This is a genomic window from Trichloromonas sp., from assembly GCF_034006665.1.
Classification (GTDB): Bacteria; Desulfobacterota; Desulfuromonadia; order Desulfuromonadales; family Trichloromonadaceae; genus Trichloromonas.
The window spans coordinates 21073-33230 of the sequence record NZ_JAVESI010000038.1; the positions used below are offsets into that span (position 1 = coordinate 21073).

Consider the following 12158-nt stretch of genomic DNA (forward strand, 5'->3'; position numbering starts at 1 on the left):
CGCCGTTCTCATCTTTTTCGTCCGCCCGCGCTTCAGGGCAGGCGCTCCAGCCATTCTACTTCCAACTCACCGAAACGCCGCAACAACTTTCCGCCCCAGCGATAGAGAGGATGGCCGCCTGGCACGGCTTCCAGCCGGTGACAGAAAACCGGCAGCCAGGGACTCAGCAGTTTGTTGACGAAGGCCTGCTGCTTGAGGGAGAAGGCTCGTGCCGTCTCCACTTGTCGCTGTTGCAGGGCCTCTTCCTCCTGCCCCACCAGGTAGTAGAGAAACTCCAGTTCCGTGGCCAGATAATCGGGGGGCTCGCTGCTTCTTTCCAGGGAAAGGCTTTCCTTGCGGTAGGCGTCGAGAACCTTGAGCGTGCTGGCGCCCATGAGTATGCCTGCTTGTTCCAGATAGACGGAACCGTAGGGGGGCACCGGAACACCCCCCAGACGGTTGATGAAAAGATCGGTGAAGCCGGTTTCGAGATCGGCAAGGGGATCGGCTTTCGGCAGCTTCGGCGGAATGTCACCGATTCCGGCCAGCCGCGCCGCCTGTTCTGCCTCTCCCCGGGTCAGGGCTGCCACCAGTTCCTGGTCGGGGTAGGCAAAGAGACCGGCCAGAAAACGGTAGAGCTGTTTCCGTTCACTCACGTGCAACATCCGGTTCTCCTTCGGGTCGAATGTCATGACAGCAGGATGCCGTGAGTTTTGCAATTATCGTGCGAAAATTCCAAGAATTACAGGCGCACTCTATTTTTACTCCGGGAGGGCGGCGACCAGCAGTTCGAGCAGATGGACGGCCTGCGCTTTTCCACCGGCGTGGTTGATCGAATCCTGCAACTGCATGATGCAGCCGGGGCAGTCGGTGGCCACCAACTCCGCACCGCAGGCGGCGATGTTGGCCGCTTTCTTGGCACCGATCCGTTTGCTGATGTCGTAATGGTGAACCGAGTAGGTGCCGCCCAGACCGCAACAGGTACCGGCACCGACCATTTCGACGAATTCCACCTGGGGCAGGGCCTTGAGGATCTGCCGGGGCTCTTGGGTAATGCCGCGAGTTCGCAGGTGGCAGGGGTCGTGATAGGTCACCTTGGTGCGGTTCGCCGCCTTGGGCAGGGCCGCCAGTTTTTCCGGTAGCCCGTGTTTGACCAGAAAGACAAAGATATCCATGGTCTTGGCCGCCAGCGCCCGGTAGTCGTCGCCGAGGTCGGCGTAGATCTTGCCGATGCCGACGTTGCAAGAGGCGCAGGCCGTCACGACGTAATCGACCGGACGCCGGGTCAGCGCGGCGAGATTCAGCGCCGCCAGTTCCTCCACGGTTTCCGTCGCTCCCGCGCTTACCGCCGGCAGACCGCAGCACGCCTGATCCTTGGGGATGATCACGGTGACGCCGAGAAACTTCAGCACCTTGAGAAAGGCCTCGCCGATGGCCGGATACATGTAGTTGATGCCGCAGCCGGTGAAAAAGGCCACCGTCGGCATCCCCGGTTGACCCTCGATCACTTCCGGCACCCGCTCGCGGAAGGGCTTGGTGACGACGGGCGGCAGGGTGCGGTCGGCGGTGATATAGGGGGCGGGGAAACGCAGGCGCAGGCCGCTGTTTTCCGGCACTTTTTTGAACAGTAGCGGCGAGAAGGCGCCACCGGTCTTGGCCAGAAGATCCATCAGTTTCGGTCGGCCGAGGACCGCCGCCACCCCCTTGCCGAAGCTGGAGAGCCCTTTTTCTTCGGCGATGCGGCGGCGGGCGGCGGCAACGATTTCCTCCGTCGGCACCTTGTTCGGACACTGGGCGCAGCAGCTGCCGCAGAGCAGACACTGGGAAAGATCCTCCAGCACCTTGGCCTCCAGGCCGATCTCGTTGTCAAGCACCGCTCTGGCCAGGGCTACCTTGCCTCGCGCCACCCGTCCTTCGTGCTTCTCGGCACCGAATACCGGACAATGGGCGCGGCAGGCGCCGCATTTGACGCACTGGTTGATCTCTTCGCGATAGTCTTCGAGGTTTTTCAATTTGCTCATGATTATATTATCTGTCTTGGTAGGAGCGAGGCATGCCTCGCTCCTTTATGGTTGGATCAATCCAGAAAGATCTTCCCGGGATTGAGGATATTGTTGGGGTCGAGGGCCTTTTTCAGGGTCTTCATGTAGGCGGCCGTTTCAGGCGTGATCTCCAAGGGGATGTACGGGGCCTTGGCGATACCGATGCCGTGTTCGCCGCTCATGGTGCCGCCAAGGGCCAGGGTGCCCTCGAAGACTTCCTTGATGGCTTTTTCCGCCTTTTCCTGTTCGCCGGGAATCTTCTTGTCGATCATGATGTTGACGTGGATGTTGCCGTCGCCGGCGTGGCCGAAGTTGACGATGGGAATACCGTACCGGTCGGAAATCTCGTCGATCTTGCGGATCATCTCGGGCACCTTGGAGCGCGGCACACAGATATCCTCATTATACTTATCGGGGTTGACCTTGCGCAAGGAGGCTGAGACCGAACGGCGGATCTGCCAGAGCGCCTCGCTCTCCTCGGGGGTTTCGGCGATGCGGGTCTCGACCACGCCGAGGGGCTGGATGATGTCGGCGATTTTCCGCGCCTGCTTGTCGAGAAACTCGCGGTCGCCGTCGACCTCGATGATGAGCACCGCCCGCGCCGTATCCGGCACCTGCAAGCCGGTGGCCTGTTTTACGCAGTCGAGGGTGCGGCCGTCCATGAATTCGAGGGTAGCGGGGATGATCTTGTTGCGGACGATGGCCGAGACCGCCCGCGCCGCGCCGTCGATGGAGTCGAAGAGCACCAGCATGGTCTTTTTCGCCTCCGGCAGGGGGAGCAGCTTGATGACGATTTTGGTGATGATGCCGAGGGTGCCTTCCGAGCCGCACAGCAGCTTGGTCAGGTCGTAGCCGACCACCCCCTTCATGGTCGGGCCGCCAGTGGTGATGATATCGCCCAAGGGCGTGACGACTTCCAAGCCGAGGATGTAGTCTTTGGTCACGCCATATTTGACGCAGCGCGGCCCGCCGGCGCACTCGGCGACGTTGCCGCCCAGGGTGGAGAATTTCAGCGAGGCCGGGTCGGGAGGATAGAAGAGTCCGACCTTCTCGACCGCCTGTTGGAACTGCTCGGTGACGACCCCGGGCTGGACGACCGCCACCAGGTTTTCCTCATCGATTTCAAGGATTTCATCCATGCGCTCGGTGGTCAGGACGATGCCGCCCTTGGTCGGTAGACTGCCGCCGGTGAAGCCGCTCCCCGCCCCCCGGGGGAAGACCGGCACCTTCTCGGTGTTGGCCAGGCGCATGATGCGGCTGATCTGTTCGCTGGTCTGGGGATGGACGACCACGTCGGGGAGAAACTTCTGTTGGGTGGCGTCGTAGGAATAGCAGATCAGGTCGGCTTTTTCCGTGGAGACCTGGCCCTTGCCGACGATCTCCTTGAGCTGGGCGATGATGCGTGAAGCGAGCATGGGTATCCGATCCTTTGCGGGCGGCTTTTGCCGCCTCAGTTCTTGAATTTGAACCACTTGATCTTGGGGGAGTAGATTTCCACCCGGTTCTTGCCGTTTTTCTTGGCGATCATCAGGGCCTGGTCGGCCATGCCGATCAGGGTGTCGGGGTTCGCCTCCTCGCCGCTGCCGAGACAGCCGGCCAGCCCCAGGCTGATCGTGACTCCGTAACGCTCCAGTCCCTGTTCGAAACTGTGGCCGGCGATCGCCAGGCGCAGCGCCTCGGCCAATTCCCGGGCCTGTCCCAGGTCGGTTTCCGGCCAGACGCAGACGAACTCTTCGCCGCCGTAACGGGCAAAGAGATCGTGCTCGCGCAGCATGGCCGCAGCGACCCGGCAGACTTCCCGCAGGACGAAATCGCCGATCTGATGACCGTGATCATCATTGAACTTCTTGAAGTTGTCCACGTCGATCATGGCCAGGGCCAACGGCTTGCCGTTGCGTTTGATACGGCGCACCTCGTCGCGGAGAAAGTTCTGGAAATAGCGGTGATTGTAGGCTTCGGTCAGAGCATCGACGTTGGCCAGCGCCTCCAGCCGGGCGTTCTTTTCCCGCAGTTCCTTGTTGACCCGGTAGAGCTCCATCTTGGCCCGCAGCAGCTCGCGGTTCACCTGCTCGTAGGACATGTTGAGCTGGGCCAGCTTCTGGTTGGCCTCCTGCAACAGTTCCGCGATGGGGTGTTCGAAGACTAGGTTGAGGTCGAAGTAGCGGGCGGTCTGGTTGATCTCGGCCTGGACGCTGTTTTCGATGCGGTCCAGCACCCGGCCGTCGAAGCGCAGCAGGCGTGCGGCTTCGCTGCGAAACTGCTTGTGCAGCAGGTCGGGACGTTCCGAGTAGAACATCCCCGAGAGCAGGGAGGAAAGATAGACGACCCGGGCGCTGCGCAGCAGCTCCGCTTTGCCCCCCTTGAACTGGTCGAGGCTGTGATGATAGGCGGTGGGCAGCACCAGCGATGGGGGCAGCTTCCAGTGTTGCAGCACCTTGGCACCGATGAAGGCATGATCGGCCGCGAAGGCCGCCTGCTCCAGGGCGAGCAGGCGTTCCTCGTCGCCCCCGGCCTGCTCGCGCAGGGGCGGGTACTGCCGGGGAAAGGCGCGGGCCAGGATCATTTCGCCGACGTTCTGGAGCATTCCGGCGATGAAGATTTCTTCCGGATCGCTCTGCTTCACTTGGCTCATGATCAGCTTGGCCGCAACCCCGGCGGCGAGGGAGCGGCTCCAGAAAGCATCGTAGTTGAAGGCTTCGCCGTCGCGCTTGTTTTTGATGCTGAGCAGCGAGAAGGAGAGGACCAGACTGCGTACGGCGTTAGTGCCGAGGACCGAGACCGCCTTGTGAATCGAACCGATGGACTGGGGAAAGCTGTAAAAGGCCGAGTTGACCACCTTGAGGATCTTCGCCGAGAGGGCCACGTCCATTGACACCAGATCGGCGATCTCGGCCATGGTTGTCTCTTCCCGGGAGGCGATGGCCAGCAGCTTGGCCGCCACCGCCGGCAAGGTCGGCAGGCTGTCCGATTGCAGCACTTGCTCCAGGGTTTCTTCGCGGGTCATGACTTGACCTCGGGCAGGACCGTGCCGCCGTCGGGGATGACCACGATCCGGGGCGCCGGTGGCAATCCGGCTTTGGCCAGTTTGAGGGCGGCGTCGAGGTCGGCGGCCTTCTCCATGCCCATGGCGGCGGTCTGCTCGGCGCTGAAGCCGCTGACCAGGATGGCCCGATAGCGGCGGGCCTTGCTCAAGGTGGCGTGGGCGGTCTGGCCGTTGATTTCGTAGCGCGCCCGCAGCGCCGCCTCGAACTCGTCCAGATCTTGATAGCGGAACCAGTCGAAGAAGGTCGGATTGCCGAAGCCGTCGGGACAGGCGGCCAACAGAACCAGGGTGCCGCCGGGGCGCAGCGCCTGGACACCGTAGTCGAAGGCCTTCTGCGACTGGATGAAATTGATGTCCTTGGGATGCCCGCCGCAGGAGACCACCGCTAGATCGGCAGGCTGCTCCAAGGGGATGGTGTAGAGCTCGCGGGCGAGTTCGCAGGCGGCGCGATGGGCGGCGTCCAGTTCTCCGCAGAAGACGCCGAGAATTTGTTTGTCGGGGGAGAGGACGGTGTTGAGCAGAAAGTCGCAGCGCACCATTCGCGCCGCTTCGAGCAGGGCAGCGTGGACCGGGTTGCCGTCAAGGACACCGGTGATCGCCAGAGGGTGCTTGCCGCCGATCTCCGGCGGATTGAAGACGGCAAAATGGGTCGCCATGCAGGTTTCACGGGCCGCGACGCCGGGAACCAGCCCCTTGCGACCGCCGCCGAAACCGGCGAAATAATGGAAACCGGCGGTGCCGGTGACGATTACCCGGTCAGCTTCCGCCACCCGCCGGTTGATGCGCACCGGAATACCCGAGGGGCTGACGCCGAGATCGACCAGTTGCGCCGGATCGTCGGCTTCGTGATCGAAGACGGCGATGCGTCCGAAAAGTGTGCCGAGGATCTTGCGGTGCTCGGCCGTAGTCTGCTTACGGTGAATGCCGAGGGCGATGACTATGGCGATATCCTTATCCGGCACGCCGCAGTCGTTAAGACGCTCGACTAAAACCGGCAGGTAGTGTTCGCTGCCGGTGTAGCGCGTGATGTCGGAAGTGACGATCACCACCTTCTCGCCGGGACGGACGATCTCTGCCAGCGGCGGGGAACTGATGGGCGCGTCCAAAGCCGCCGCGACCAGTTCCGTCGGCGGGAGGGGCGGCGCGATGGCCGCCGGGCGCAGCACCCGCGCCCCGGGAAGGTCGCAGGTGAGGGTCTCGGTACCGTATTTGAGGGAGATCTTAGTCAATTGTCACCTCCGTAGTTAACTTTCCAAGTTTACGGATTTTGGCGACAAAAGACAATGCGAAAGCGCGCTTGTTCAGGTCGAGGTTCGTGCCTCTAGTGCGGCCAGACGACGGATGACGCCGAGGACGCTGTCGGGGTTGAGGGAGATGGAGTCGATCCCGGCTTCGACCAGAAAGGCAGCGAACTCCGGGTGGTCGCTGGGGGCCTGGCCGCAGATGCCGATCTTGGTGTCGGTGCGGTTGGCCGAGGCGATCGCCTGGCGGATCAGGGCCATCACCGCCGGGTCCCGTTCGTCGAAGAGGGTCTTCAAGATCACCGAGTCGCGGTCGACGCCGAGGGTCAGCTGGGTCAGGTCGTTGGAGCCGATGGAGAAGCCGTCGAAACGTTGGGCGAACTCCTCGGCGAGAATGACGTTGGACGGAATCTCCACCATCACGTAGACTTCCAGCCCCTGTTCGCCCCGTTTCAATCCTTCCTCGGCCATGACCTCAAGTACCCGGTCCGCCTCCGTCAGGGTGCGGCAGAAGGGGATCATGACGATGACGTTGGTCAGGCCGATGGCCTCTCGCACCCGGCGGATGGCGGCGCATTCCAGAGCGAAACCGGCCCGGTAGCGGTCACTGTAGTAGCGGGAGGCGCCGCGGAAGCCGATCATCGGGTTTTCTTCGGCGAATTCGAACTGGCGTCCGCCGATCAACTCGGCATACTCGTTGGTCTTGAAATCGCTCATGCGCACGACGACCGGTTCGGGGTACTGGCTGGCGGCGATGACGGCGATCCCCTGGGCGAGCTGGTCGACAAAATACTCACACTTGTCCGGATAATTCCGGGTCAGTTCGCGGATACGCTGCTTCGCTTCCTTGTCTTCCAACTGGTCAAAATGGACCAGGGCCATGGGGTGGGCCTGGATAATGCCGTTGATGATGAATTCCATGCGCGCCAGCCCGATCCCCCGGCAGGGGAGGCGCCACCAGCGCATGGCCGCTGCCGGGCTGGCGATGTTGAGCATGATCCGGGTACGAATCGTGGGGAGTTGGTCGAGACTCAGTTCCTCGGCACGGAATTTGAGCCGGCCCCGGTAGATCTTGCCCGTCTCCCCCTCGGCGCAACTGAGGGTCACTTCCTCGCCGTCCTTGAGTTCGCTGGTGCCGCGCCCGGTGCCGACTACGGCGGCGATGCCGAGTTCGCGACTGACGATGGCGGCATGGGAGGTGCGGCCGCCGTGGTCGGTGATGATGCCGGCGGCTTTTTTCATCACCGGCACCCAGTCGGGGTCGGTCATGCCCGTGACCAGGATGTTCCCGGGAACGAAGCGTTCGATGTCGGCGGCGTTCTTGATCACCTGCACCGGTCCTGTGGCGATCGCCTCGCCGATGGCCAACCCGGTGAGCAGCAGCGGCCCCGATTCCTCCAAGGCGTAGCTCATCAGCACTCCGGCCTCGCGTCGGGACTGCACCGTTTCCGGCCGGGCCTGGACGATGTAAAGTTCGCCGGTCTCGCCGTCTTTGGCCCATTCCATGTCCATCGGCCGGTCGTAGTGGCGCTCGATGGCGCAGGCCCAGCGGGCCAGGTGCAGAATCTCGTCATCGCTGAGTACTAAGGCATGACGTTCGTCGGCGGTGGTGTCGCTGATCCGGGTGGCGTGGCTGCCGCCGCGCCCGTAAACCATCTTCTTCTCCTTGGTGCCGAGGCGTTTACGCAGGATCGGCCGCAATCCGGGCCAAGCGAGAAGCGGTTTGAAGATCGTATGGCTGTCGGGATTGACCGCCCCCTGCACCACCATCTCCCCCAGTCCCCAGGCGGCGTCGATCACCACCACGTCGGGGAAGCCGGTTTCCGTGTCGATGGAGAACATCACCCCGGCTCCGGCCAAGTCGGAGCGCACCATTTTTTGCACGCCGATAGAAAGGGCTACCTGCGTGTGATCGAAACCGTGATGCTCGCGGTAGCTGATGGCGCGGTCGGTGAAGAGCGAGGCATAACACTTGCGACAGGCTTCGAGCAGTTCCTCCTCGCCGCTGATGTTGAGAAAGGTCTCCTGCTGGCCGGCGAAGCTCGCTTCGGGCAGATCCTCGGCAGTGGCGCTGCTGCGTACGGCAACGTCGACCTCGTCGCGCCCGAAACGGGCGCCCAGTTCGCGATAGGCGGCGACGATACCCTCGGCCAGATCATCGGGCCAGCGTCCCCGGCGGATCAATTTGCGGATGGCGGCGCCGGTTTCGGCCAAAGAGGCGGCCCCGGTCTTGAAGTCGGCAAGCAGTGTGCGGATCTTTTCGTCCAGTTTGTTAGCGGCGAGGAATTTCCGGTAGGCTCCAGCGGTGGTGGCGAAACCATCCGGTATCCGGATGCCTTCGTCCCTGAGCGCTCCGACCATCTCTCCCAGTGAGGCGTTCTTGCCGCCGACCAGCGGCACGTCCTCTTTGCCGAGGGTCTCGAACCAGCGGATGAAACCCGACGTGTCGATCATGGGTTACCTCCCGGGATGGGTTACTTGTTGAGATTGCTGGCGACGTCGATCAAGAGACTCGCGGTCAGCCGCGAACGTTCGACCATGCCGGCGAAACGTCCCGCTTCGTTGGTCGCCGGCAGCCGGTCGACATTAAGGGTTTCCATCTTGAGCAGTGCCTGGTATTTGTCCGTCCCTTTGCTGACCGCGTCGGCGCTACCGATGAAGCCAGGCAACTCGGCGAGAGCCTTGGTGTCCGACTCGTTCAGCCACTTGGCAAACTGATCGGCGTTGACGGGCACCTCGTACCCCTCCTGGAAAAATTCGGCGAGTTCCCGGGCGTTGGCCAGGCCGAAGAAACGGCTGTCGCGACCTTCGATGATGACATATTTGAGAAAGGGCTGGCGGGAGAGGGCGGCGAAATACTCGGCGATGGTCGGACCCCAGTAGCCCCCGTGGCCGAGGCGGAAGGTCAGGCCTTCGGTTTCGCTTTCGAGCAGGCGGGGAATTTCATTGACCCCGCCTTTGGGGCCGAGCCGTACCGGCTCGGCGGGGATGCCGACGAGGGGCGTCACCTGTTTTTCGATGGTGGAAGCCGAGGCCTGGACAAAGGCGGTCTCGATCTTGACCCCTCCTTCGCCGATCTCGAACGTCTGAAGTTTGCCGGTGACCAGCAGAAAGACCACCACCGGCACGACCGCCACCACGATATCCGCTGGTTTCACCTCGAAGCGGGCGCTTTTGGCCCGCAACAGCACCAGCACCGCGAGAATCAGAACGAAGCTGCCCACCGAGAGCAGGATGGTTGCGTTCATGGAATCTCCTTTCCCGCCGCATGGGAACCGGCGCGCGAAGCACCTCTTTCAGAATTTCTAACAGTCCCTGACGGGATGTCAACCGCGCCCGGCCCCTTGGCGATTGACAGGCCCCGGAGGTTTTGCCTAAGATGAGAGAATTTTCAACGAAGAAAGGGAACGGGTGAAACAGAAAACCATCTATACCTGTCAGCAGTGCGGTTTCCAGAGCCCGAAATGGCTGGGCAAATGCCCCGATTGCCGGCAGTGGAACACCCTCGTCGAAGAGACCCTGACCCCGCTCAAGGGTAAAGGAAAACAGGCGACCGCAGCCACCGGTCTGCCGCCGCAACGCTTGGTCGAGGTGAAAAGTTCGGAGGAAGACCGCATCAGTTGCGGCATCGGCGAACTCGATCGGGTACTCGGCGGCGGCGTGGTGGCCGGTTCCTTCACCCTGATCGGCGGTGACCCCGGCATCGGCAAGTCGACCCTGCTTTTGCAGGCAGTCGACTGCCTCGCCCGGGTCGGGTCCGCCCTCTATGTCACCGCCGAGGAGTCGGCGCGCCAGGTCAAACTCCGTGGCGAGCGCCTTGGCGTCGGTGCCCACGATCTCTTCCTGCTCGCGGAAACCGCCCTGGAAACAATTCTCGACCGGGTACGGGAACTCAAGCCGGCCTTTCTCGTCATCGACTCGATCCAGACCATCTTCACTGCCGCTCTGGAGTCGGCGCCGGGGAGCGTCAGCCAGGTGCGGGAATGCGCCGGACGGCTGATGCAGGTGGCCAAGGGGGACGGCATCCCGACCTTCATCGTCGGCCACGTGACCAAGGACGGTTCCATCGCCGGGCCGCGCATGCTCGAACATATGGTTGACACCGTCCTTTACTTCGAGGGGGATCCCGGTCATCCTTACCGGATTCTGCGGGCAGTCAAGAACCGTTTTGGTTCGACCAACGAAATCGGCGTCTTCGAAATGCGGGAGGTCGGTTTGGCCGAGGTCACCAACCCCTCGGAGCTGTTTCTTGCCGAGCGTCTGGAAGGGGCCGCCGGCAGCGCCGTGGTTCCGGCCCTGGAGGGGAGCCGACCGATCCTGGTCGAGCTCCAGGCTCTGGTTTCCGGTTCCTCCTTCGGCACCCCCCGGCGCACGACCATGGGCATCGATCATAATCGGGTATCGCTGCTGGTGGCGGTGCTGGAAAAGAAGGTTGGTCTCTCGCTTTTGGCCCAAGACATCTTTCTCAATGTTGCCGGCGGCGTGCGCCTGGCCGAGCCGGCTGTCGATCTCGGGGTGCTGGCGGCCCTCGCTTCCAGCCACCTCAACAAGCCGATTCCGCCGCGCACCATCCTCTTCGGCGAGGTCGGCCTGGCTGGGGAGGTGCGAGCTGTCTCCCGTCCGGAGTTGCGGGTCAAGGAAGCGGCCCGGCTCGGCTTCAACCGCTGCTTCCTTCCCACCGGCAACCTGAAGAATCTGGAAGCTCCGCCGGGCCTGGAACTGATCGGCGTCCGCCGCGCCGAAGAGGCGCTGGACGGTCTTTTCGCGTAAGGCCGTGATGGGTGATTGGTTGATAGTGACCAGTTGTGCCGTGAACCAACCATGAATCACAAATCACCGCGTTTCCGGAGGTTTCTGTGAGCGAAGACCGGTTGACCCATTTCGATGCCGAGGGCCAGGCGATCATGGTCGAGGTCGGGGAGAAGGCACCGACCCGTCGCGTCGCTGTGGCGCGGGGGGAGGTGCGCATGGAAGAGGCCACTCTCGCCCGGATTCTCGATCGCAATATGGAAAAAGGGGATGTCTTCGCCGTGGTCCGCATCGCCGGAATCATGGCGGCAAAAGCGGTTTATTTGTTCGAACGGAGTAAATCAACAAAACAAGGCCCTTAGCGGCTGGGAGAATCCTATCGTGCCCCAAGAACAGATCTTTTATATCCGCCGGACATTTCTTCTTCCTCTCGGCCTGCTCCTGCTGCTCTCCTTGGCCCTGCTGGTTACGGTGGTGGTCCAGAGCCAACCCCTGGCCAAAGCGCTCATTCTCGGCTTCATGCTGCTGCCGGTGGCCGCTTTCTTCGTTGAAAGCGTTTTTCGCCGGACGGTCATTGCCGACGAAGGGGTCACTGTCCAGAAATTTCTGCGCAGCAAGTATCTCCCCTTTGCCGATATGACCGCCATGGAGACGGTTCTGGTGCGCAAGCGGGCCTTTGTGACCCTGTGCGTCGGCGAGGAGTTCATCATCCTTTCCAACGCCTATGCCGACTTTCCGCAACTGGTCCGGGCGTTGCTGGAGCGGGTGCCGGCGGCGGCGATCAGCGAGGAGACCCGAGCCATGGCCCAGTCGCCACCGGTGAAGACCACCGACATTATTACCTGCTGGCTAGCGGTGGCCCTGCTCGCCTTTATCCTTTATGTGCAGTTTCAGGGGAACTCCTGATCCCCGGTTTTCCAGAGGGTTGCGCACGGCTTGGGGCGGCGATGCGGATTGACTTTAGACGTCGATTAACCTATGATGCCACCGCAAAAAGAGAAGATCCGACAAATAGTTTAAATCATTAGATTATTTGCAATTTTTTTCTTGCGCCGGGACGTAATCTATGGTATATTCCTCAACAATTCCAATGCCTTGCGAGGG

The 12158-nt window shown here is 62.2% G+C and carries 10 protein-coding genes; 3 read left to right on the forward strand and 7 right to left on the reverse strand.

The genetic code is table 11. The features are described 5' to 3' along the window. Nucleotides 1-32 precede the first annotated feature (32 nt). The 7 genes from RBR25_RS13410 to RBR25_RS13440 form a co-directional block, all read right to left on the reverse strand. The gene (locus RBR25_RS13410; RefSeq protein WP_432820059.1) at nt 33-644 is read right to left on the reverse strand and encodes a TorD/DmsD family molecular chaperone; all 612 of its coding nucleotides are present in this window, start codon (nt 642-644) and stop codon (nt 33-35) included. A 96-nt stretch (nt 645-740) separates the two neighbouring features. Further along, nucleotides 741-2000, reverse strand: a complete 1260-nt coding sequence (locus RBR25_RS13415; protein WP_432820060.1) for a (Fe-S)-binding protein — start codon at nt 1998-2000, stop codon at nt 741-743. Nucleotides 2001-2056: 56 nt separating this feature from the next. Next, entirely contained in the window at nt 2057-3436 is a 1380-nt protein-coding gene (locus RBR25_RS13420) for an FAD-binding oxidoreductase (protein ID WP_432820061.1), read from the reverse strand. Between the two features lie 35 nt (nt 3437-3471). Next, nucleotides 3472-5025: a sensor domain-containing diguanylate cyclase gene (locus RBR25_RS13425; protein WP_432820062.1), complete on the reverse strand. Its 1554-nt coding sequence runs from the start codon at nt 5023-5025 to the stop codon at nt 3472-3474. After that, on the reverse strand, nt 5022-6293 hold the full coding sequence (larA, locus tag RBR25_RS13430; protein WP_432820063.1) for a nickel-dependent lactate racemase: 1272 nt from the start codon (nt 6291-6293) through the stop codon (nt 5022-5024). The genes RBR25_RS13425 and larA overlap by 4 nt, the downstream gene beginning before the upstream one ends. A 72-nt stretch (nt 6294-6365) precedes the next feature. Next, entirely contained in the window at nt 6366-8759 is a 2394-nt protein-coding gene (ppsA, locus tag RBR25_RS13435) for a phosphoenolpyruvate synthase (protein ID WP_432820064.1), read from the reverse strand. A gap of 20 nt (nt 8760-8779) precedes the next feature. Then, entirely contained in the window at nt 8780-9553 is a 774-nt protein-coding gene (locus RBR25_RS13440) for a hypothetical protein (protein WP_432820065.1), read from the reverse strand. Nucleotides 9554-9716: 163 nt separating this feature from the next. On the opposite strand from RBR25_RS13440, the gene radA reads away from it, so the two are divergent. The 3 genes from radA to RBR25_RS13455 all read left to right on the forward strand — a co-directional run bounded on the left by radA (nt 9717) and on the right by RBR25_RS13455 (nt 11960). Then, complete coding sequence (radA, locus tag RBR25_RS13445; RefSeq protein WP_432820066.1) at nt 9717-11075, forward strand: DNA repair protein RadA; 1359 nt, start codon at nt 9717-9719, stop codon at nt 11073-11075. An 86-nt stretch (nt 11076-11161) separates the two neighbouring features. After that, on the forward strand, nt 11162-11416 hold the full coding sequence (locus RBR25_RS13450; RefSeq protein WP_432820067.1) for a cyclic pyranopterin monophosphate synthase MoaC: 255 nt from the start codon (nt 11162-11164) through the stop codon (nt 11414-11416). A 19-nt stretch (nt 11417-11435) separates the two neighbouring features. Beyond that, a complete protein-coding gene (locus RBR25_RS13455; protein WP_432820068.1) occupies nt 11436-11960 on the forward strand; it encodes a PH domain-containing protein in 525 nt (174 codons plus the stop codon). Nucleotides 11961-12158 lie beyond the last annotated feature (198 nt).